A 23,386-nucleotide genomic window follows, 5' to 3' on the forward strand; every position below is an offset into this window, starting at 1 on the left:
AGACACAATGATCTTTGCCTGAAAAGAGGACAGGCCACTTAGCCTTCTCTTATGATTTAGGCAAGAGACACTACAGGTCTTTTAATTTCTTAAGAAACTGACGATCTCTGTAGGGATTCAAGTGTTGCTCTGCTACCTTCTTGTAGTAATTCTTATCTTCTTTCAAGAAGGTACTCAAGGCAGGAGCGAGCTCTTCTCCCTTCTCCTTTTGATCAGATAAGAAAGCTAATAGATAATGAACCATCCCCTTATCCCGCGAATTGGCAGATGGATTCATCGTCCTTTCTTTTCGAGCCAGATAAGCCGCAACCTTCTCCTGATCCCCTTGCTGACAAGCAATCAAGGATTGGTAAAATTCGAGCAATTCTTCCTTCCAAGGGAATCGAACACTGGATAAAATCTTCTGGGCTCTATCAAAACAGAGGCGAGCTTGGATCAAATCTCCCTTCCAATAATAGGCGATCCCAAGATCAATATCAAAGACGACACGGACGGAATCAACAGCTTGATCCCCCACTAAACGCAGAACCTCTTCTAAGTGGGTGACGGCTACTTGGAAATGGCCTCTCACTTGCTCGATTTCAGCGAGATAGGCCAAAGAAGCCGCAATTTGAATGGCATACTTGGTCTGCATGCTATTAGTCAAACTAAAGCAATCAATGGAGCGATACAGATGCCGGGTCGCCTGCTCCTCATCCCCAACCATCAGGTGATACAAGCCTTTCAAACGCAACTGGATCGCGATGACCTCATGATTATTAGCTTGGATGGCATCTTCCAAAGCCAAATCTGTATAATAGGCCATCTCAGAGATATTTTCCGTTTGAATGCAATAATAAATGATTTGCCGATACCCCTCTAAGAGGAAGTCGGATTGCTTCAGTTCCCGCGCATAGGAGATGACTTTTTGGATATCATGAATCCCCTTTTGATACTCCCCACTTCGAATAAAATAGCGACCTTCTAAGTACAAGTAACGCAGTTGTAAATACTTGTATTCTCTATCTCTTTGGTGCCTTGAAAAGAGGTTATCTAATTCTTGGCGAATGCGGGATAGCTCTCCAAAAATGTCCAAATGGCTATTTGTACCATCTGATAGGAACCCCTCATCTACCTTGGAATAAATCGGAAACAGCTCATGCTCCAGCTGAAGGATTTCTTCTAAGTAGGTCAACTCAAAAGATATGGAGCGCAGGAGATTTTGGGATTGCTTGTATTGGTAGGCAATTTCCTTATAAAGAAGAAGGTCCGTCGAATCTTCTAAAGTTTCTTCCAATTTTTGCGCAATTTGTTGGTGGAAGAGCCGCCGTCTAGCTGGCGAAAGAAGATGGTAAAAGTACATAGCTACCAATTGCTTGCAGAATTGAACCATGAGAGCCTCTCCTTCTTCTACGATTGAGACGATCGCTCTTTCAGATAAAGGCTCGATTAATTCTGTCAAAACAGGAAGCTCTGTAGCCGTCAATTCCGCCAAGATAGACAGAGAAATTGGCTTATGAAAACAAGATAGGTAGTGTAGAAGAGCCTCTTCCTCGCTGCTCATATCCCCAAGCTCCTGAGAAAGATAAGCTTGAATGATATCAGGCAAGGGTTCTAAATTTTCATTTTCTTTCCACTCTTCGATATAGCTGGATAGTAAGAAGGGACTGCCCTCACTCCATTCGACCATCTGCTCTATCACGGCCGGCTCTATTGCTCCCAGTTCCCCTTTCAAGAGAGCACGACTTTCACTTGGTTCAAAATTGGTCAACTCTAGTTGAGACAAGCGTTTCTCTACCTTCAAGCCCCCCAAGAAATGGACAAAGAAATCTGGTAGAGGCTCTTCCGCTGTAAAAATTAGTTGCCATTTCTCCTGATTTCTTCGCTCTTCTAGTTGTTTCACTTTTTCTAGAGACACTGCATCGATCCACTGGGCATTTTCAAGAAGAATCAGGAGCGGTTTTTCTTTGCTAAGGCCTTGAAGCTGATTCCACACTGAAATGAGATCATCCTCCCCTTCCAGAAATGGAATCCCCATCTCATCTCCCAGTTTCTCTAGCGCTTGTTTGAGATCATTCCAGCTGCTTCCTTCGTAGCGTTGACTAGTAGCTTTTCCTTCAACCTTGATAAAGTTAATACTGCGATTGGACATCAAGACCAACTGTCGTAACAGACGTTTCTTACCTGTCCCAGATTGCCCCATCACGAGAAAAGGACCTACTGCTTCACCCGTCTCGACTAAGGAAAGGTATTCCTCGAGTTGTGAGAGTTCTTGTTTGCGGCCAAAAAAGGAAAGTTCACGGATATTCAAGCGATTGGTCAGTTTATGAGTTCGTTTAGCTTCCAAAACGGAGTGATAAAGTTCCTCAATCGCTCGACTGGGACGCACACTGAGCTCGCGATCCAATAAATCGACAAGTTTATAATAGGTCTCGAAAAATTTTCCTAGCTGATGATGGAAGCTATAATACTCCATCAAGAGCTGGTAGTTTTTCTCTTCAAATTCATCCAACTCTACCAAATGATGGAGCAAGAGTTCTATCCTAGGATCTGCAAAACCGACCTGCTCAATTTTTTGATAACAACTTTCGACATAGAGCTTCCTATAAGCATCTCGTTTGCGAGAAGCCCACTGGTCAAAGTCTTCATCATCCTTGACATAGAAGCCCTCTAGAAAGTCTCCCCGATAGAGATCTAAGGCACTTAGTGGATCTCTTTCAAAGAGCTGAACATCCAACGAAAGATTCAAGTCAGGATTAAGGGCCAAACTACTCCGGCTTGGTGAGACAATGATATCTCCCTCAAAAATTTTATTGGCCTGATAAACCGTATTCCGTAAGTTTTTGCGAGCCACTTGGTTTTCCTTATCTCCCCAAAGGATACCGGCTATTTCATCACGGTTAACTTGCCCCATGACTGCCAAGTAATAAAGCAAGGCCTCCATCTTCGAGAAAGAAAATCGAATATCTTTCTGATTGAAAACAACCTTAGGGGGTCCAAATAACTTTAACGTGAGATCTTTCTTCATTGCAAGCGCCTCCAAAAACTTCATATTAATACTATAAAAAAAAAGTTGGCTTTTAGCAAGTAATTTATCCAAATAAAAAGAGACTGAGAACGATTCTTTCTCAATCTCTACACTTCCTACTAAAAGTGTTGATTAATTCCCTTCAAAATTCGGTTGATGAGCAAATAAATCCTTTGTCGCTTGGTAGACGTGGTAAGCGACATCTTCATTGTTCATGGTGTAAAGATGGACACCTGCCACATCTTGAGTAACCAAATCAACGATTTGATCGACTGCATAAGCCAAGCCAGCTGCGCGAAGAGACTTTGGATCATGCTCATACTTGTCTAGAATGGCTTTAAACTTCCGTGGGATATGAACATTTTCACAAGTCTTAAGGAGACGAAGGGCCTGATTGCGATTGAGAATCGGCATCACTCCTGCATGAATAGGAACATTGATCCCAGCCAAGGTACACTTATCCTGAAAATCATAGAAACGCTCATTGTCAAAGAAAAGTTGAGTGACCAAGCTAGAGCACCCTGCATCTACCTTCTTTTTAAGATTTTGAATATCTGAAATTTGGTTTGGAGAATCTGGGTGTCCCTCAGGATAGCAAGCACCAATTACCTCAAAATGGGGAGCTTCTGTTTTGATAAATTCAATCAGATCCGTTGCATAACGAAAGTCTTTTAAAGGTTCCACACCAGGGATAATATCCCCACGAAGAGCCAAAATCCGATGAACCCCTACTTCATCTAACTCATGAAGAGTATCGGCCACTTTTTCCTTGCTCAAATAGACGGCTGGCAAGTGAGCAATCGTCGGAATAGACAATTCATTTTGAATGTAATTGGCTAAAGCAACCGTCGTCTCTTTGATATTGTATTTATTATTGCTAGCGGTCACACTAATAAAGTGAGGAGCTAGCTCCTGCATATTTGCCAAAGCACGTAAGAGTTTGGCATTGCCTACTTCAGGATTTGGAGGAAAAACTTCAAATGACAGAGACGGTGTGTGTTGTGACATATTCTATCCTTTTCTTTTGTTTTGTTGATCAAGAACTCTGAGCCACTGTTTCTAGGATAAGGGATGATTCGAAAACCCTCTACACGATGATAGAAGGTCCTCGAAACATTTTCTTACAAGTGTTCACGCGCTTCTTTAGCAGCATTAACTAGTTTGATCAAGCTTTCTTTTGTTTCTTTAATTCCGCGAGTCTTCAAACCACAGTCAGGGTTGATCCAAACTTTGCCACTTGGTACTTTCGCCAAGATCGCTTCGATAGTGTGATCAATTTCACCGTCTTGTGGGACACGTGGTGAGTGAATATCGTATACCCCAGGTCCAACTTCTGTTTGGAAGTTTTTGGCTTTCAACTCATCCAAGATTTCAAGGTTTGAACGGCTAGCTTCAAATGAGATAACGTCCGCATCCAAGTTGTCGATAGCTGGGATGATATCTGTAAATTCTGAGTAACACATGTGTGTGTGGATTTGTGTATCTGGCGCTACAGTTGAGTGTACCAAGCGGAAGGCTGGAATCGCCCAATCAAGATAGTCTTCATACCAGTCGCTACGACGGAGTGGCAATTTTTCACGAAGAGCAGCCTCGTCGATTTGGATAATTTTCACGCCTGCAGCTTCAAGGTCAAGAACTTCATCCTTAATGGCAAGAGCGATTTGAAGAGTAGAATCCTTGATAGAGATATCTTCACGTGGGAATGACCAGTTAAGGATGGTAACAGGTCCAGTCAACATCCCTTTAACAGGTTTATCCGTACGACTTTGTGCGTAGCTAGACCATTTCACAGTGATTGGGTTGAGACGAGTGACGTCACCCCAGATGATTGGTGGTTTCACCCCACGCATACCGTATGATTGTACCCAACCGTTTTTAGAGAAGAGGTAACCTGACAAGTTTTGACCGAAGTACTCAACCATGTCGTTCCGTTCAAATTCACCGTGTACAAGCACATCAAATCCAACTTCTTCTTGCCATTTGATCCATTCATCAATTGTTTCAGCAAGGAAGGCATCGTATTCTTCTTGAGTCAATTCACCCTTACGGAAGGCCAAACGTTTAGCACGTACTTCCTTGGTTTGAGGGAATGAACCGATGGTAGTTGTTGGAAGTGCTGGAAGCTTGAAGGCTTCTTTTTGGATTTCTTCACGTTCTGCGAAAGCTGGCAAACGAGTGTAGTCTGCTTCTGTCAAAGCTGCGATACGAGCATGAAGTTCAGCATTTGCTCCGACACGTTCAGTTGCAAAGAGTTCTTTGTTGGCAGCAAGAGCTTCTGCCCCTTGACCATTGCGGATGGCATCCAAGTCACGCAATTCACCCAATTTTTCAACTGCAAAGGCGAAGTGGTTCAAAATAGCTGGTTCAAAATCTTCGTTAGCCGTTGTAAATGGCACATGAAGAAGGGAGCAAGAAGTCGTCAAGACAACCTTTTCAGCTGGAACTTGATCCAAGATTTCCAAGCTCTTTTCATAGTTGTTGCGCCAGATGTTTTTCCCATTCACAATACCTGCATAAAGGGTCTTATCAGCTGGGAAGCCACCTTTCACCAATTCAAGTGTTTTCTTGCCTTCAACAAAGTCAAGACCAATACCATCTACTGGCAAGTTTACAAGGTCATTGTAGACATCACGAACATCACCAAAGTAAGTTTGGATCAAGACTTCAAGACCTTTCTTGTCAGCCAAGAGTTTGTTGTAGAGGTCCAAGAAGAGAGCTTTTTCTTCAGCTGACAAATCTTTAACAAGAGCTGGCTCATCGAGTTGAATACGAGTCGCACCAAGCTCAGCCAATTTGGCAAAAACTTCTTGATAAGCAGCAACCAAGCTGTCTACGAAGTCCTCAGCTTTCACACCATCTTCAAAGTCAGATAATTGAAGGAAAGTGAATGGTCCAACGACTACTGGACGAGTGTTGATCCCCAATTCTTTAGCTTCTTGGTACTCATCAAAAATCTTGTGACCAGCCAATTTCACTTCTGTTGTTTTTTCAAATTTAGGAACGATGTAATGGTAGTTGGTGTTGAACCATTTTTTCATTGGAAGGGCACGCACATCCCCTTTTTCACCTTGGTAACCACGCGCCAAAGCGAAGTATTGTTCAAGGTCTGTCAAATCCAAGTTTTGAACAGATGCAGGCACGACGTTGAAAAGGAAGGCTGCATCAAGGAAATTGTCGTAGTGTGAAAAGTCATTTGAAGGAATCTCTGAGATGCCTTGTTCTTTAACGATGTTCCAGTGTTTTGCACGCAAGTCTTTAGCAGCTGCCAAGAGCTCGTCTGCTGAGATTTCTTTTCTAAAGTATTTTTCAGTTGTAAATTTTAATTCACGGAATTCACCCAAACGTGGGAAACCGATAATTGTAGTTGACATGTTGTGTCCTCCAAAAATTCTAATTGACACTATCATATCAGAAGATAGCCGTCTTGTATAATTGCTTTTACACGAATTTTGATATAGCCAAAAACTATAACACAGATTTAATGGGCCTTGAGAGCAGAAATCAAAAGCAAAAACTAGGACTTCTTATAAATATTTCCTATAGCCCAAGCGTCCCTGAACCATTTTTGAGCGGATTTCGCTAGAAGGACAGCCTCTAAAAAGCAAAGCAGGCCTTCTCTATTGAGAAAGACCTGTGCAAGCATAAACAAACTGCTTCTGTTTACAAATCTAAGAAATTCTATAAAAATGTATTCGTTAGAATGATTCTATCATCTACTGAAACTTTCCGCCGTGAGAAAAGTGCTAGAAACACTTGTTTCTAGCACTCGGGAGTTTTGAGACCATAGGCTCAAAACTAAGTCATGGAACTTCTTCGAAGTTCGCTGACGTCCGTACTCACCTAAGGAAAGTTTTTTTGATGATTTCGTCCTCATTCTGACAGGCCTTCTCTACTGAGAAAGACCTGCTTCTACGAGGAAGTAATTTCCCCTATTTTTTCATTTGCCTCATTAGGCTAATTTAACACAGAAGGCATCCCAAGGGGCCAACTTGCCTGATTCGAGGACTTGTTCTACCTTGGTATTGGCAATGAGAACCTCTTCAACCCCATTGACGAGCGGTAAGTCTTGCTCTTGACTGGAGAGATTGACAACCACCAGATAGGCTTGCTCTCCTTCTACCCGCTTGTAGGCAAAAACCTTGTCTGTTGCGTCCACCAATTCATAATCAGCGGTCACAAGCCAAGGGTACTCTTTTCTCAAAGCAATGAGGGCTTGGTAGGTATAGAAAATAGAGTCTGGATCTGCTAGGGCAGCCTCTACATTGATCTCTTTGTAGTTTGGGTTGACCGCAAGCCATGGACGACCTGTCGTAAAGCCAGCTTCTGCTTCATCATTCCACTGCATCGGTGTCCGGGCATTGTCCCGACCAATATGGCGGATTTGATCCATGATCACTTCGAGCGGAACCCCTTTTTCTAAGGCTTCATGAGCATAGTTGATCGACTCAATATCTTCTACGTCCTCAAGGCTCTTAAATGGAAAATTGGTCATCCCGATTTCTTCCCCTTGATAGATATAAGGAGTTCCCTTCATCAAGTGAAGCAGAATCGCTAAAGCCTTGGCAGATTTGACACGGTAGTCGCCATCATCCCCCCAAGTGGACACAATCCGTGGCAAATCGTGATTGTTCCAAAAGAGGGAATTCCAGCCTTCCTCTTCTCCCAATTCCGTCTGCCACTTGGTGAAAATTTCCTTCAATTTAGGCACATCCAATTCCTTCGCATAGTGCCATTTTGGTTGACCCGGTTGGTATTGAAGACCAATGTGTTCAAATTGGAAGACCATGGACAATTCTTGATTTTTTGGATTGGAGTATTGCTTGGCAATCTCTGGAGTCGCTCCCCAGGTTTCTCCTACCGTGAGCAGATCCTTATCGCCAAAGGTCGCTTGATTCATTTCTTTCAAGTAAGGATGGAGCATGGGACCATTGCTGATGATTTCCTTATCTGGGATCTTACCGATCATATCGATCACATCCATACGAAAGCCACCAATTCCCTTGTCAATCCAGAAATTCATCATGTCATAGATCTGATGACGGAGCTCCTCATTTTCCCAGTTAAGGTCTGGTTGCTTCTTACTAAAGTTATGCAGGTAGTATTGACCTGAAGCTTCATCAAATTCCCAAGCAGAGCCACTAAAAGCAGACATAATGCCATTGGGCTCATCGCGCCAGATATAGAAATCCCGCTTTGGACTGTCTGGGTTTTCACGCGCCTCGATAAACCAAGCATGCTCATCAGAGGTATGGTTGACCACCAAGTCCATGATGATTTTGATCTTGCGTTTCTGACCTTCTGCGATCAATTCTTCCATATCTTCCATGGTACCAAAGATGGAGGCAATATCCTCGTAATCCGAGATGTCATAGCCGTTATCATCCATGGGACTCTTGTAGACTGGTGAGAGCCAGATGGCTGTGATCCCTAGCTTTTCCAGATAGTCTAGCTTGCTCGTGATCCCCTTGAGATCCCCGATGCCATCGCCATTACTATCCTTGAAACTTTTTGGATAAACTTGGTAAATTACGGCATTATGCCACCATTTTTGTTCCATTTTTTCTTCTCCTTTATGATTGTGAAATCACTTTCATCATACAAAAATAGGGGTGAAATTGCAAGAATTTACAAGTCTTCATTCTCTTCACTGGAATAAATCACTTCAAAGAGACGTTGGCGCAAGCCTTCCTCCAAAGGCGTGATGACCTTCATCAACTGTTTCCAATCCTTGGCTCTTGAACAGGCCGCAAATAATTCATTTTTCCTATCGTAGGCCAGGTTGGCAGATTTTAAGAGCTCAAACATCCGATCTTCTTTGGCAATCGGACGCGATTGCAGCTCACCCATCGCAATTTCCTGACTTTGATTGTCTACTAAAATAGGGGCTGTCTCAAAGGTATGGAGCAAGAAACGGTGCTGTCTCTTTTCAGGAAGCAAGGCTAGATCACCTGACAGATCCATCCTAATCTTTTTTTCATCCCAATCGACTGTTAGGCGGGTTTCAACCTTGCTAGCTCCTTCTCCTTCGACGAGTACGAAGGAACGATTGTCACCTGGGAAGAGATGCCAGTCCAGCATTTCTGGAAGGTCTACTCCTGTCTGTGGTTGTGCATCCATAGGGATGATGGCTCCTGCACGTGCAAAGACCGGAATATCCTGGCTGGTCCTAAAGACCGTAAGCTTGCCTCTTCCTTCATACTTCCAATCATGGAAGAAATCGTACCAAACGCCGTCTGGGAACCAAACGCTCACAGAAGCACTATGAAAGACAGGATCCAGCGCTTCGGTAATTGGTGCCACCATGAGTTCACTACCAAAGAAATATTGATTCTTCGCTTCATAAGCCTCTTCTTCATTTGGATAGTGGTAATAGAGGGGTTGAACCAAAGGTAGCCCTTCTTCGTGTGTCGCCACATTCATGGTGTAGAGATAAGGTAGTAGGCCATGGCGCAGGCGCAAATACTGCTTCATCAAGCGACAGGTCTCAGGCGAGTAAAACCACGGTTCCTTGCTGTTAAAGGCATTACAAGAACTATGAAGTCGATTAATCGGGCTAAAAACCCCAAACTGCAACCAACGAAGAGCCAAGTCTTCATCATAGTAGCCCCGCATATGGCCACCGATATCATGACTCCACCAGGTGTAGCCGATATTGGAAGCTGTACTGGTAAAATAGGGTTGAAAGGCTAGGGATTCCCAAGTCACAATAGTGTCCCCTGAAAAACCAATCGGATACCGATGGCTGCCAGGACCCCCATAACGCGATAAGATGAGACCAGCTTGGCCTTTTCGACAATTGTCTAGATAATGATAGTGATTTAACAACCAAAGGGGATCCATCTTGCCATGACTTCCCTGTTGCCAATCAATCCACCAAAAGTCGACTCCTTGATCTTCCAAAGGATGGTGGACATCTTCAAAATAAGCTTCGCGAAAAGCTGGACTATAAAAGTCAAAGCTAGCCGCTTCTTCTTTTTCTGCATCCAGTCCCAAGCGTTTTGCGACCATGGGATAAGCATCTTCGAAGGCGCGAATTCCATCTGCCGGATGGACATTTAAGGTCACCTTTAAACCACGCTCATGTAGGCCATTTAAGAAGGTAGCTGGATCAGGAATCAAATCCCGGTTCCAACTATAGCCCGTCCAACCACTTCCAAAGCGAGCAGGGATCGCTGTCTTGTGCCAGTCCATATCGATCACACTGACCGCAAGAGGCACCCCTTCTGCTTTGAATCGATCCATCAAATCTGTGTACTCCTGACTGGTATAAGGCCAATAGCGACTCCACCAGTTTCCCAGAGCATAACGTGGCAAGAGTGGGGGCTGTCCTGTCAGATGGTAAAAATCTTTTAAGGCACCTAGATAATCGCGCCCATAACCGAAGAAATACAGATCCACTTCTGGATAGGAGCGTGCTCTAAACCCGCTTTCGTCATCATACAAGTAGGAAGCGGAATCGTCTAATAGAGCATAACCAGCCTTGCTCAAGATTCCATCTTGCAACTCCATAGCCCCATCGACCTCGTCAAGTGTCCGACTGGTCCCCTTTAAGGTCTCCGGCTGATCTCCATAGTGCCACCGGCTCCCATAGACTGCATACTGACCCTTGAGTTCGATATAAAGTCGATCCGGTGCAAAAGGTCCTTTTTCAAAATGGAGGTGGAGATGCTCTGTATGAAGGTCGAGAACAGCTTCTGTCTCTACAACCTCACAGGCAACAGGTCCAAAATCTCGATTTTGTACAACTTGCGTCTGACCATCTTCAAAAACACCATCCTCTGAGTATTCCAAGCGCACCAAGGATTCCGTTAATACGGAGATCCGATAGTTTTCTCCCTTTATCACTGGTCCTGCCATTTGTCTGTCCTCCTCTTTTTATAGGGCATCTGACTAGCCCTCTTTTCATCTGGTTCGCCTCACTAGGTAAGCGCTTACGATTTTACTATAGCACTCAAAAAAAGGCCTGTCAACACTTGACAGAGCCTTTCCTAAAATTTTATAAGATCAACTTCCCCAATTGATCAAGAGATACATGAGACTCGAGCCAAACATATCTGCCAAGGCATGCATGAGGAAAAATGGCAAGAGATTCTTGACGACCTTCTTGTACATGACGTAATAAAAGAGTCCATAAATGACGCCAATCACAAGGGCCCAGAGAAGCCCTTGATAGGTATGGAAAGAAAAGCGGATCAGGGTTGAAAAGGCCAGCGCCTTCCACTTGTTCTTCTCACTCACCGAAGTCATTAAGCCCAAAAAGAAAAATTCTTCATAAAATCCATTGAGTAAGCCATAAGCAATCGCCATGGGACTCAAAGCCATGAACTTGTGGAGGATCTGCATAGGATCGATAAAAGGCCAAAGACTCGGACTTAGATAATTGTATTCACCCGAAACCGTTGAGATTACATCCCCAAAAAGTCCCATCGCTACAAAGAGCAAAGGCACCCAGATCAAGGTGGACCACTTGAAGCGGATCGGCAATTGTTTAAAATCAAAGCGACGGAGCAGCAAGTAAAGAAGAGCTAGAGCCAGCAAGATCAACTGCAAGGTCATATTGCTGGAATAAGCAGCTCCTTCACTTGCGGTATTGCTACTGCTTGTGGCTACTGCAGTCTGCGCGACTGGCTGAAAACTGGCTAAAAACAGCTGGGTCGAGCGGATAATGAATTGCCCAAAGAGAATGGCCGTCACAATACCAATATCAAACCATTTGAGCTCTTTTAAGGGCTGTTTGGGTCGTATTCTGTTTAAAAATGTCATCTTTCATCCTTCTATTCCCACAATGGAAGTATTTTTGTTTCTCTTACTTTAGCAATCATTGCTTAAAGAAGAGTTAACCTAGAGGAGAAAAAAACGACCTTTCGGCCGTTTCCATTACACCATTAGTCTAACAAATCTTGGATTCTATCCAGATACTGGTTGTCTGTCACTGCCATCACGCGTACCTCAGCCGGCCATACAAAGTCGGGACCAATCTGAATATGAAGCGATTGGTCTTCCGCATCTCGATAGCCGATAATATTGAGATGGTACTCCTCTCTGACCGCCAAGTCTTGAAGGCTTTTACCTACCCAGCTGGCTGGAACCGTGAACTCGGCTACCACCACTGCTTCATCCAACTGGAAAACTTCAATCCCGTGTTGGAAGAGGATCATCTTAGCTAGAGACATGCCTGCTTCTACCTCTGGTAGGATGACCAAATCAGCCCCAATCTTCCCAAGGACTTCCTTGGTCACTTCATTCTTGACCTTGGCAATGACTCGCTCAACACCAAGGGCCTTACAGTGCATGACCGCCAGCACACTGGACTCCAGATTTTCACCTGTTGCGATAACGACTGTGTCGCAGTTCCCAATATCTGCCGCATCCAAGAGGTCCATTTCTGTAATGTCTCCGACAATTCCAGTTGTAATCATGGATTCATACTGGTTGATCACATCTGCGTGATCGTCAATTGCAATGATATCCACATCCTGGTCCTGCAGGGTTTTTAAAACGCTCTGTCCAAAGATTCCTAATCCTAAAATTCCAATGGTCCGATTCGCCATGAGTTTCTCCTATCCGATAATGATGTCTGCCTTGGCATACTGCAAGGTGTCTGCCTTCTTGGCCTTGTAATTGTTCAAGCTGACCATAAGGGTCAAGGGACCGATCCGTCCGATAAACATGAGCACCATGATAATGCCTAGTCCCGCTCCATTTAAGGTTGAGGTGACATTAGCCGTCACTCCGACTGTCGCTAGAGCCGACACCACCTCAAAGACCAGATAAATAAAGCGTTGGCCATCCGGGGTCACCAAACAGATTCCTAACAGACCCAGTAAGAAGGTCAACTGGAAAATCACCGCCGTCCCAAAGGAACGTTGAACAATGTCTGGTGAAATCGTTCGTTTTCCCAAGTTAGTATGCGGTAGCCCCAACAATTCCTTCCGAGCCAGAAGCAAGAGGACCAGGAAGGTGGTGATCTTCATCCCTCCTGCTGTCCCACCTGGTGCCCCACCTAGGAACATCTGGAGGATATAGACAAAGAGCGTTACAGGTCGGACTGCTGTATAATCCAGTGAGGCAAAGCCAGCCGTCCGCATACTGACCGTTTGGAAGAAGCTGACCAAGATCTTCTCTCCCAATGGAAGGGACCCAATCGTTGCTGGATTATTAAACTCTGTCAAAAGACTAGTCACTGTCCCAAAGAGAAGGATAGCAGCTGTCAACCAGAGAACCACCTTAGTATGGAAACGAAGAGTCCGTCGTCCCGATTGGTTACGGGCCTTGGTGGCTAGGTCAAACCAGACCATAAAGCCCAAGCCCCCAGTAATGATCAGAGCAGACAAGGTCAGATTGACCAACCAATCGGTCTGGAAACTCATCATACTATCGCTCCCAAAATTATCAAAACCTGCATTACAAAAGGCCGAGACCGCAACAAAGATGGAGTTAAAGATCCCATGCCCCCAGCCAAAGCGAGGGATAAAGCGGGTCATGAGGAGCAAGGCCCCCACTCCTTCGATGGTAAAGGTGGTAATAAAGATGGAGCGGACAAAACGGGCCAAGCTCTGGTTATTGCTAAAACTAAAACTGTCTCGAATGGTCTGCCGGTCCTTGTAACTAAGTTTTTGGCGACCTTCCATAAAGAAGAGACCGATAAAGGTCAAGATCCCTAAGCCTCCGATCTGGATCAAGAGCATACAGATCAATTGTCCCAAACCATTATAGGTCGAAGCCACCGACTGGGTAAAGAGCCCCGTCACACAGACCATGGAGACCGCTGTAAAGAGATGGTCGATATAGCCTGCTGTTGAGCTTACTTGCTGGACAAAGGGCAAACTCAGTAAGAGCGATCCCAACAGGATAACCAAAGCAAAACTGAGAAAGATCCGCCTTGCCGGAGACAGGCGAGTCAATTTGGCCCGCCATTGTTTAAAAAATAGTTTGTCTAACATAGCTTCATTATATCATAAAAAGAGAAAAGGCTTATAAGTGGTGAACCATCTCTAGGCATAATTCTAAGGCCTTCTCAAAAGCTTCTGAGCCCCAGTCACGCTGGTCATAATGTTCCAGATCTGCTAGAGAATCTGCGGTAAATAGGAGCAAGCCCCAAACCGCCTCACGAAGCTGGGCCACTGCAGCAAGAGAGGCACATTCCATCTCCACCACACTACACCCTTCTTCGATGCGATAGGCCACCTTGTCAGGTGTCTCCCTATAAAAGCCATCGGTCGACCAGGTCATGACCTCTTGATAAGGAATGGACGCTTGTTTGAGAACTGCTTCAATAGCAGTCAGTGCGCGGCCGTCCACCTCTATATAACGCGAAGGCGCGACATAATGATAACTGGCTCCTTCATCTCGCAAGGCCTTGGTCGGGATTAAAAAAGCATTTTCTTCTATGTCCACCAAGACCCCGCAGCTACCGGCCGATATGATCTTCTTCACTCCATAGCCAATCAACCAATCCATGAATTGGGCGGCAGGGGCAGATCCAACTGGCGCCTGGGCCAAGCAGATCTCCTCTCCTTTGTACTCCATAAAATAGACCGGATAGATCTTGGTAGCTGAGACAAAGCTAGCTACTTGTTTGGCTCCAACAGCTTCCGCAAAGCGATCAATCTCATCTTCCAAGAAAGCATACACACATTTTTCAGGTAGGTGCAGGTCTAACCCCTCATGGGTCGGCATAATGACTGCCTGTGGATTGTCATCAAACTCTAAAATGGGTATTTCATGTTTATGGATCATTCCTTCTCCTTTTTAACGGGTATTTCTTTAATGACACGGGCTGGATTTCCTCCAAGGACCACATTGTCTCCAAAGGATTTTGTGACCACTGCTCCTGCGCCAGCAACCACATTGTCACCCAGCGTGACACCAGGAAGGATGGTGACCCCTCCTCCTGCCCAGAAGTTATCTCCTATCGTAATCGGCGCCCCGTACTCGAGACCAGAATTGCGCTCGTCTGGATCCAGTGGGTGCAAGGGGGTCAAGAATTGGCAGTTAGGACCAATCATGGCATTCTTTCCAATCGTAATGGGACATACATCCAACATGGTCAAATTGTAATTGGCATAGAAATTTTCTCCCAGATGGATATTAACCCCATAATCTACAAGAACCTGGCGATTAAGATAGAGGTTTTCACCGGTTGAACCAAACCACTCTTTGATGATAGCTACCCCTTTTTTGGGATCCACCTCTTGGTTAAAGGCTTCTTGTTTCTCCCGAGAGGCTTGGGCCAAAGCCCGTAATTCAGGGTCAGCAGGTCTATAAAAATCACCCGCAATCATTTTTTCATATTCACTGGCCATAAGGAAACCTCCACGTTATTTTGACATATTATAGCAGAATTCCCCCTTTAAAACAAACGTCAGAATAAGGGTTTGCAAGAAAAAAGATCACAAACGCTTAAAAATAATTAAAAACACTTGCATTGGCTTAATAGATAATGTAAAATATAGGCAAGAACAGAAATAAGGAGCAAGCTCATGTATCAGGAACAGCGACTCGAAAAAATCCTAGAACTTTTAGAAGAGCGAAAACAACTATCGGCCAAAGAAATGGTCGACTACTTCAAGGTCTCAAAAGATACCATCCGTCGTGACTTCGCTCTCCTTAGCCAACGCCAGCTGGTTCGCAGGACACACGGTGGTCTCCTTCCCTTAAACAAAGAACCTGGCCCTTCTTATCTAGACCGCAGTCAAAAGGCCAACAAGGAAAAGACTGCCATGGCTCAAAAAGCCTTGCAATGGATCCAAAATGGCCAAGTGATCTTTCTCGATGCCTCTACCTCAATCACTTTGCTGGCAGGCCTGCTTGATGGAGATCTTACAGTCTATTCGCACTCCCTTGACAATGCTATCCAACTCAGTAGCCATTCCCAGGTTGACTTTCATCTCTTAGGAGGAAAATTCTATCCCAAAAACCGCTTCTACTATGACGCGAATCAAGCACAAATACTGGACAATCTTCGCTTTGATCTGGCTTTTTTTGGAGCGAGTAGCTTAGCCAATGGAGAAGTCACCTTTGAGGATGCCGAAGACGTTGCCGTCAAATCCCTCGTCTTTGAACGAACTCGTACCAAGATCCTTGTAGCAGAAAGCAGCAAGTTCTCCCAAAATGCCAACTATTATCTCGCTCGTCTCAAGCAATTTGACTATTGGATTACTGATCAAAAACCAAGCCCTGACATCCTGAAACAAGTCGGCAACGAAACCACTATTCTCTATTAGGAGGTAATCTTTATGTCTCACATTCGTCTCATCATCAGCGATATCGATGGCACCATCTTAAATGACCACCATCAGATCGATCCACAGTTAGCATCATTGATCCCGGATTTAAAGCGTGAAACCATTCCTTTCGTGCTGGCCTCTGCTCGCTCTCCAAAAGGGATGGCACCCATTGCCAAAGAGCTCGACATAGAAGACTGTCCTATGGCCTGCTACAACGGGGCCTTGATTCAAAAAGGAGAACAAGTTCTTTTCGAGCATCCCTTGGACAAGACGGAGGCCCGGAACTTTATCGACTGGGCCAACCAACACTTCCCTCAAGTTTCGATCAACCTCTATAGTGGAAAAGACTGGATGACCGATCATCTCGACCAATGGAGCCAAGAGGAGGCCCGGATTACAGGAGAAAAACCTCTCATCATCCCCCTATTGGATCCTTTGCTGGATACGACAAAGCCCCTCCACAAATTGCTCTTAATTGGAGATGCAGAAGAGATCCAAGCCCTCTATCGTGCTATTTCTGCCGACGACTTCCCTTCTACCGCCTTTTATCTCTCCAAAGCCAACTACCTAGAAGTTACCGCTAAGCACGTCTCTAAAGAGGATGCTCTGGTTGAGCTCGCTAATCACTACCACTTGAGCTTAGAAGAAGTCCTCACCATGGGGGACAACTTCAATGACCTTCCTATGCTCAAAAAAGCAGGCATCGGTGTCGCTATGGGCAACGCTCCACAAGAAGTGAAAGAGGGAGCAGCAGTCGTGACAAAGACCAACAATGAAAACGGGGCTGGGCATGCGGTTGAAACCTATGTGTTGATCTAGTCATCCGTTTAAAAAGGACGTCGAGTATAATATCCGACGTCCTTTTTGACGAATGTATAGCACTAAAACTACATCATTTTCATATAAATGCTATCCCAACAATGTCTGCAGAATTGGAACCACAATCACAAATAAGACTGTGCTGAGAGTGACCACATTCGTTGAAAACTCAACATCGCCTTTACCTTGATTGGCAAGAATAGGAAGAACTGCCAAAGCTGGTGTTGCTGATTGAATCATAAAGGTTCTAAATTCTGGTGCCACCATATTTGGAGAGAAGAACTTCAGAACCAAGAGCATGATGACAGGTGCAAGAATAAAACGACCAACCAGTGTGATAATGGTATCTTTATCAAAGCGAATCGTCTTAAGGCCTGCCTTAGCTAGGACGATACCGATATAGACAAGAGATAAGGGCGTTGTTAAACTACCAATATAAGTCAAGGTGCTTTCTGCAAAACTTGGAACAGGAATACGCAACACCAAAAAGACGAGGGCTACGAGAAAACCTAATAAAGGAGCTGGGAAAAGCTTCTTCCAATTAAATTTTTGAGCCTGTTTTGAAGCCCCTTCTTTACTATCAGAAGTCATCAGATAGACACCTAATGTCCAAGTAGATACTGTATTTGTAATATAATACACTAAGAAATAAGGAAGGGCTTGATTTCCAAACAGAGCGATATTTAAAGGCAAACCAATAAATATGGTATTGGCATTGACAAAGGTATTAATCATGGTTCCTCGGCGTCCTGGGCGCACTCTAAAAACTTTCACCGCGATAAAGGCCGCTAGGTAACCAAGAATGAAGGCGATAAACGTATAGAGCAAACCGCCAGACAAGCTAATCAGCTTATCTAAAGTTAAATATTTAAGAACAGAGGTGAAAATTGCAACGGGCATGGCCACATTCATAATAAGTTTAGACAAGTCATTTCCGAAACTCTCTTGGAACCAACCGCGGACTTGCAAGAAATAACCAAGAATGATGATGACGATAATGGGTACAATACTCTGAATTGACGTTATAAAGATTTCCATAGTCTCCCTTTCTATATAATAGGACATACAGTAAAAGGCGTACGAGGCATCCAGTCGCACTCGTACACACCAATTAAATTTACTTATTTATATTCTGGGTACCATTTCAAATCACGAACTGCTTTGGCCATATCTGTTTCCTTAGCACACGCAAGACCTTGCTCTTGTGCTTTTTTAGCGACTGCTTCTGCTACTTTAATAGAAACATCTGCTACATACTTGAATGGTGGCAAGACAGGAGCTCCTGGTTGGCCTGGATTGACAATACCACTCAATGAATGAGCCGCTGCTCCAATCATTTCATCAGTCAAAAGACTTGCTTCAGAAGCCAGCATACCTAGACCAAGACCTGGGTAAATCAAGGCATTATTGGCTTGACCAATCACATAGTCGACACCTTTATAAGAAACTGTATCAGCAGGAATTCCTGTTGCGACAAAAGCTTTGCCATCTGACCATTCGATCAAATCTTTGGCACTAGCTTCTGCTAGTTTGGTTGGATTTGACAAAGGGAAAATCATCGGACGCTCTGTATTTTCACACATAGCCTCTACTATTTCTTTAGTGAAGGTATTAGGTTGAGTTGAAGTTCCTACAAGAATGGTTGGCTTCACAGTCTTCACTACTTCAAGCAGGTCAGTCAACTTGTCTGCGTTACTAAAGTCAGCACGTTTCTTAGCAAACGGTTTTTGTTCAGGGGTTAGGTCATCCATGTCATCAAAGAGAAGACCTTGTTTATCAACCATAAAGAAACGTTTATAGGCTTCTTCTTCAGAAAGACCTTCACTCACCATTTCACGAAGAACACGAGAGGCAATTCCTGCGCCCGCAGTACCACCACCATAGCAGAGATAAACTTGATCTGTTAATTTTTCACCACTAATATCCAGTGAACCAAAGATACCACCCAAGGTAACGATTCCTGTACCTTGAATATCATCATTAAAAGTTGGAATTTGTTTCCGGTATTTTTCAAGAATATTGGCTGCATTCAAGCGACCAAAATCTTCCCAGTGAAGGTAGAGTTTAGGAAAGAGACGTTCTGCTGTTTGAACAAATTGGTCAATGAAGTCGTAGTAACGATCTCCGCGAACCCGTTCGTGACGATTTCCTAAGTAATTAGGATTGTTACGCAATTCTTCACGGTTGGTACCTGCATCAATGACCAAAGGAAGCACCGTTGAAGGATCGATTCCTGCAGCTCCAGTATAGACCATCAGTTTCCCAACAGAAATATCGACACCATTTGTTCCCCAGTCTCCAATACCAAGAATACCTTCTGCATCTGTCACAACAATAAGACGAATTTCACGGTCCCCTGCTGCATTTTTCAAAGTTGCTTCGATATTTTCAGGATGATTGATATCAAGATAGGCGGCATATTGTGGGTCTACAAAAAGATCGCTATAGCCTTCGATGGTATCGGCAATGGTTGGGTCATAGACAATGGGATTAAATTCTTCCAAATGTTGAGCAAACAGGTAATAGAAAAGGGTACGGTTGGTATTAAAAATTTCCATTAGGAACAAACGTTTTTCCAAATCGTTAACCTTCGTTTGCATTTGCGCATAAGTTTGCGCTGCTTGTTCTTCAATAGTTTGGACGTAAGGTGGCAGGAGGCCAATGAGACCTAGTTGCTTACGTTCCTCTAAAGTAAAGGCAGTTCCTTTATTGAGGAAAGGGTTGTTTAAAATATCATGTGCAGTCATCATGTGACCTCCTTATTATTTTATTTTATTATACCACTTATTTGCATTAAATGACACTTTGTTCTATATATGATACAATATGAATGAATCAGTCAATGAAAGTTCAGGCGATACAACCGAAAATGATGCGATTTCAAAAGATAACAAAATAATAGGCTTATCCATCACTTCCTAGATAGTCATAGTCATCTCTTAAAAAAGCCTGTTCCTTTCCACCTTTTAGAAGGTTATTCTCATCAAAAGATCCACTGTTTTCAGGTATTCTTTTTTCTTCTTATGATGATCAATACCTATAAAAACCATAGATAATAAATCCAAAATATGTTTTTTATAAGATACTTTGTTTTGTTTAAGGTGTTATTTTTGTCATTTAAAACTTGTATTCTGGTTACATGAAAACAAAACATTATTTACAACGGTATATAGCGCAAAAGGTCAAATATTTGCGAAAAAAACAAAACATGAGTCAAGAGGAGCTATCGGAACGGGCAGATCTTGGATTAAAATACATCAATCAATTGGAAAATCAAAACGTGAATCTGACCATTCACAGTCTTGAAAAAGTCATTTCTGCTCTTGAGTTAACGCCTGAAGAATTCTTCAATTTTAATTCACTTGAATCATCTTCAGATCCTAACGACAATCTTTCACTTAAGAGAGTAAATATGAAAATTAAGCAACTTCCAGTTGGAAAAAGGGAGAAGATCCTAACGATTTTCGAAGATCTTTTAGATAGCCTTTAATGGTCCTCTGACTCACCTCAGATTGTAACAAACAAAAAATCATATAGTCAAATTAGCTATCACGGATAATTTTTGCTTATCCATGTCTGTCTATTTAGAAGAGGGAGCCCAATGAATCTTAAGGACTTTTATTATTTTCTTGATCTTAGTCAACAGCAATCCTTTACTGGGGTTGCCCAAAAACACGGGATCAGTCAACCATCCGTTTCCTATGCGATTAAACGACTAGAAAAGGAATTTCACTGCCCATTAATCGCGCACGATCCTTCTCACCGTACTTTCAAATTAACGCCCCAAGGAGAAATCTTGCTACGACATATTCAAAAGGTCCTACCTGAGATTCAAGGGGCTAAAAAAGAGATCCTCCGGAGTCTCTCTCAATTCAATACGATTGGTTTCCCACCAATCATCATTGACTATCTTGTCCGAAAACAACCCGCATTTATCAGTAATGTTGCAGCTCTTCAAAGTATCCATCCTGTTCAAGAAGGGTCTGTCGAACTTTTGGAATTACTTTCCAAAGGAGAACTAGATGCTAGTTTTTTAGGGAGTTTAGAACCGATTAAAGATCATCGCTTCCAGGTAAGAGAAATGGCCAAACGAGATCTCTTCTATATCCTTCATCACAACCATCCACTAGCCTCAAAAAAAGTATTACAATTTTCAGACGTCATCGATGAAGATTTTATCATTCCAGATGAGCACTTTGTTCATTTAAAAGCCTTTGAACTGTTGAATGAGCGCTATCACCATGAGGCTACGCCCTTCTTTCAGACGGATGATATTCAGCTCCTAAAACAACTTCTTCGTAAACAAGTGGGGATCAGTTTACTAGCAGATCTTGCACTAACAGATGATGAAGAGGAATTGATTGCCATTCCGATGGATGAAGACGAACGGATCAGCTTTTACGTTTCATTAGTTGAACCGAGGGAAAGTAATCTCAAACCGGAGGTCATCCAATTCTTTGAAAAATTACTAAGCTAATCACAACCTCCATTCTTTGTCCTGATTTAGAAACATAAATAAAGTGACTAGCTAGTATTTTTTACGACTAAAAAATATAGTAGAAATGCCGATAAAATAAGGATTCCTGCAAATTTGTGGGAATCCTATTTTCTTTTGCTCAATTTGTATATTTAAATTATTTTGTGTATGTTTTTCTTACTCAGCTTTTTATCAATAATTAGGGATATAAAAGCCGGTAAAACCCTTGATTATTATACCGTTGACAAGTTTTTCAAAAACCTGTATGATAGAAAAAAGTTTATTAAAAAGGGGACGTATTTTGAAAAAATATACTATTTCACGTAAACAAACTTTAACTTTAGCTTCTGTTGTTTTAGGAACTGTCTTCACAGGAACGACTATTGCTTCTGCTGACGACGTTGCACCTAGCACAACCCAAGCTACTCCTGCAGCTACTACAGCAGCAAAATCGCCTATCACGGCTGCAACCGAAGAAATCAACGCCAAAGCCAATACACCAGTTGTTCCTGTTGATAAAGCAAAAACTGGGGATGTTATCGCTGTGGACGTTAAAAAAACTGGCCCATCTGCTAAAACAGACGGTGCAGATACAACCACTACCTCAACAGCAACCATCAAAACGACTAGCTTAGCAGATCAAGACACACCTGTTGGCACTTCAAAACCAGTCTCTTCTACCAAGACAGCTACATCCACTAAAGAAACAGCTGACTACACTGAGACAACAACTGAAACAGTCAATAAAACAACTGTGGTCGAAGTTACAAAAGAAGCCGATATCGTCAATAAAAAAGAAGTTCAAGGAACATCCGACATCGTCTTTGTCATCGACAAATCAACTTCAATGGATTCTCACATCAGGGATACGATGAAGAATGTCGAGACCTTCGTTCGCAATCTATCGGCAAAAAATATTCAAGCTCGTTTAGGATTGGTTGAATACGAAAGAGCTAGTGAAGTTAAATACCATGATTTCAATGGATCTAAGTTCACAAGTGATACAGAAAGTTTCATTTCTGCTTTGAAAACCATCAAAACTAAAGGCTACTATGAAAATGCTACTGTTCCATTGCATCATATCGCTACTTCAGGAGACTACAACTGGGGGACTGGGGCAAACAACCATCGCTTTGCTTTCTTGATTACAGATGAGGACATTGATCTTACAAAGGATACACCAACAAAAGAAGCGACACTGAAAGCCCTTAAAGATGCTGGTATCTCTTTGACAGTGGTTGGTGAAACACGTGAAAAAAAAGACTTTGATCCATTGATCAATGGAACAAATGGTCTCTACTTAGATATCGACAAAAACTTTGCTAACTTGTTGAACGTTCAATTTGCCAATAAAGTCGTTGAAACCGTCCAAAAAGGTCGTGTCTTCAAGGTACAAACAGACAAATATGAGTTGATTTCAAAAACTCATCGCGTGGCGAAAGCAAAACCACAAACACCTAGCATCCAAACGCCTGCAACACCGACTCCTACTCCTCAAAAACCGGCTGTTGTAACACCTGCGAAACCGACCGTATTTACACCTGCTAAAAACGAGCCTGTGAAAACGGAAGTTTATATCGCACCAGCAGCTCTTCCTCAAAAAGAAGCAAGTCTTCCAAATACAGGAAGCAAGACCTCAATTGCTTTGACGACTCTAGGTCTTGGTCTTCTTAGCATGGGTGCTGCCTTTGGCCTCTCTCGTAAAACAAAGAAAGACTAACATGAAAAGCCTAATCCGTTGATTGGGCTTTTTATCACTCAAAATTTCCCCTTTGCTATTTTCATTAGAAAGCGGAAATCTTCAACTTCTACCAAGAGATTCTTGTCCTCCGCTATGATATAATGGGGACAGTA

General features: G+C 43.2%; 17 protein-coding genes. 5 read left to right on the forward strand and 12 right to left on the reverse strand.

Features of this window, described 5'->3' with window-relative positions:
- Positions 1-70: 70 nt before the first annotated feature.
- The 10 genes from NFR56_RS07230 to NFR56_RS07275 form a co-directional block, all read right to left on the reverse strand.
- Entirely contained in the window at positions 71-3,007 is a 2,937-nt protein-coding gene (locus tag NFR56_RS07230) for an ATP-binding protein (RefSeq protein ID WP_251458377.1), read from the reverse strand.
- 132 nt (positions 3,008-3,139) lie between these two features.
- Positions 3,140-4,015, reverse strand: a complete 876-nt coding sequence (gene metF / locus NFR56_RS07235; protein ID WP_251458378.1) for a methylenetetrahydrofolate reductase [NAD(P)H] — start codon at positions 4,013-4,015, stop codon at positions 3,140-3,142.
- A 113-nt stretch (positions 4,016-4,128) separates the two neighbouring features.
- Positions 4,129-6,378, reverse strand: coding sequence for a 5-methyltetrahydropteroyltriglutamate--homocysteine S-methyltransferase (gene metE, locus NFR56_RS07240; RefSeq protein WP_251458379.1), 2,250 nt, complete (start codon positions 6,376-6,378; stop codon positions 4,129-4,131).
- Positions 6,379-6,956: 578 nt separating this feature from the next.
- Positions 6,957-8,564, reverse strand: coding sequence for an alpha-glucosidase (locus NFR56_RS07245; protein ID WP_251458381.1), 1,608 nt, complete (start codon positions 8,562-8,564; stop codon positions 6,957-6,959).
- A 68-nt stretch (positions 8,565-8,632) separates the two neighbouring features.
- Positions 8,633-10,864 carry a glycoside hydrolase family 31 protein gene (locus NFR56_RS07250; RefSeq protein WP_251458382.1) on the reverse strand — a complete coding sequence of 744 codons (2,232 nt, stop codon included), beginning with the start codon at positions 10,862-10,864 and terminating at the stop codon, positions 8,633-8,635.
- Positions 10,865-11,011: 147 nt separating this feature from the next.
- Positions 11,012-11,770 carry a CPBP family intramembrane glutamic endopeptidase gene (locus NFR56_RS07255; protein ID WP_247923613.1) on the reverse strand — a complete coding sequence of 253 codons (759 nt, stop codon included), beginning with the start codon at positions 11,768-11,770 and terminating at the stop codon, positions 11,012-11,014.
- 122 nt (positions 11,771-11,892) lie between these two features.
- Positions 11,893-12,558 carry a potassium channel family protein gene (locus NFR56_RS07260; protein ID WP_151190945.1) on the reverse strand — a complete coding sequence of 222 codons (666 nt, stop codon included), beginning with the start codon at positions 12,556-12,558 and terminating at the stop codon, positions 11,893-11,895.
- A gap of 9 nt (positions 12,559-12,567) precedes the next feature.
- Positions 12,568-13,950, reverse strand: a complete 1,383-nt coding sequence (locus NFR56_RS07265; RefSeq protein ID WP_251458385.1) for a TrkH family potassium uptake protein — start codon at positions 13,948-13,950, stop codon at positions 12,568-12,570.
- Between the two features lie 31 nt (positions 13,951-13,981).
- Positions 13,982-14,746: a nucleoside phosphorylase gene (locus NFR56_RS07270; protein WP_251458388.1), complete on the reverse strand. Its 765-nt coding sequence runs from the start codon at positions 14,744-14,746 to the stop codon at positions 13,982-13,984.
- A complete protein-coding gene (locus tag NFR56_RS07275; RefSeq protein ID WP_049490387.1) occupies positions 14,743-15,312 on the reverse strand; it encodes a sugar O-acetyltransferase in 570 nt (189 codons plus the stop codon). Before NFR56_RS07275 ends, NFR56_RS07270 begins: the two co-directional genes overlap by 4 nt.
- A 177-nt stretch (positions 15,313-15,489) precedes the next feature.
- On the opposite strand from NFR56_RS07275, the gene NFR56_RS07280 reads away from it, so the two are divergent.
- Together NFR56_RS07280 and NFR56_RS07285 are read left to right on the forward strand one after the other, a co-directional pair.
- Positions 15,490-16,233 (forward strand): DeoR/GlpR family DNA-binding transcription regulator, encoded by a 744-nt coding sequence (locus NFR56_RS07280; RefSeq protein ID WP_118227854.1) that lies wholly within the window; start codon positions 15,490-15,492, stop codon positions 16,231-16,233.
- Between the two features lie 12 nt (positions 16,234-16,245).
- Positions 16,246-17,055, forward strand: a complete 810-nt coding sequence (locus tag NFR56_RS07285; protein WP_251458405.1) for a Cof-type HAD-IIB family hydrolase — start codon at positions 16,246-16,248, stop codon at positions 17,053-17,055.
- A 90-nt stretch (positions 17,056-17,145) separates the two neighbouring features.
- Here NFR56_RS07285 and NFR56_RS07290 read toward each other — a convergent pair whose 3' ends face one another.
- Positions 17,146-18,093: an AEC family transporter gene (locus NFR56_RS07290; protein ID WP_070665571.1), complete on the reverse strand. Its 948-nt coding sequence runs from the start codon at positions 18,091-18,093 to the stop codon at positions 17,146-17,148.
- A gap of 83 nt (positions 18,094-18,176) precedes the next feature.
- Positions 18,177-19,802, reverse strand: a complete 1,626-nt coding sequence (locus NFR56_RS07295; protein ID WP_118228478.1) for a malolactic enzyme — start codon at positions 19,800-19,802, stop codon at positions 18,177-18,179.
- A gap of 392 nt (positions 19,803-20,194) precedes the next feature.
- Here NFR56_RS07295 and NFR56_RS07300 point away from each other — a divergent pair, with 392 nt between their 5' ends.
- From NFR56_RS07300 to NFR56_RS07310, 3 genes are all read left to right on the forward strand, one after another.
- Positions 20,195-20,545 (forward strand): helix-turn-helix domain-containing protein, encoded by a 351-nt coding sequence (locus NFR56_RS07300; RefSeq protein ID WP_003008684.1) that lies wholly within the window; start codon positions 20,195-20,197, stop codon positions 20,543-20,545.
- A gap of 111 nt (positions 20,546-20,656) precedes the next feature.
- On the forward strand, positions 20,657-21,532 hold the full coding sequence (locus NFR56_RS07305) for a LysR family transcriptional regulator (protein ID WP_251458408.1): 876 nt from the start codon (positions 20,657-20,659) through the stop codon (positions 21,530-21,532).
- Positions 21,533-21,833: 301 nt separating this feature from the next.
- Positions 21,834-23,252 (forward strand): VWA domain-containing protein, encoded by a 1,419-nt coding sequence (locus NFR56_RS07310; RefSeq protein WP_251458411.1) that lies wholly within the window; start codon positions 21,834-21,836, stop codon positions 23,250-23,252.
- The last annotated feature ends 134 nt before the right edge of the window (positions 23,253-23,386 follow it).

This window comes from Streptococcus caecimuris (assembly GCF_943193075.1).
GTDB classification, from domain to species: domain Bacteria; phylum Bacillota; class Bacilli; order Lactobacillales; family Streptococcaceae; genus Streptococcus; species Streptococcus caecimuris.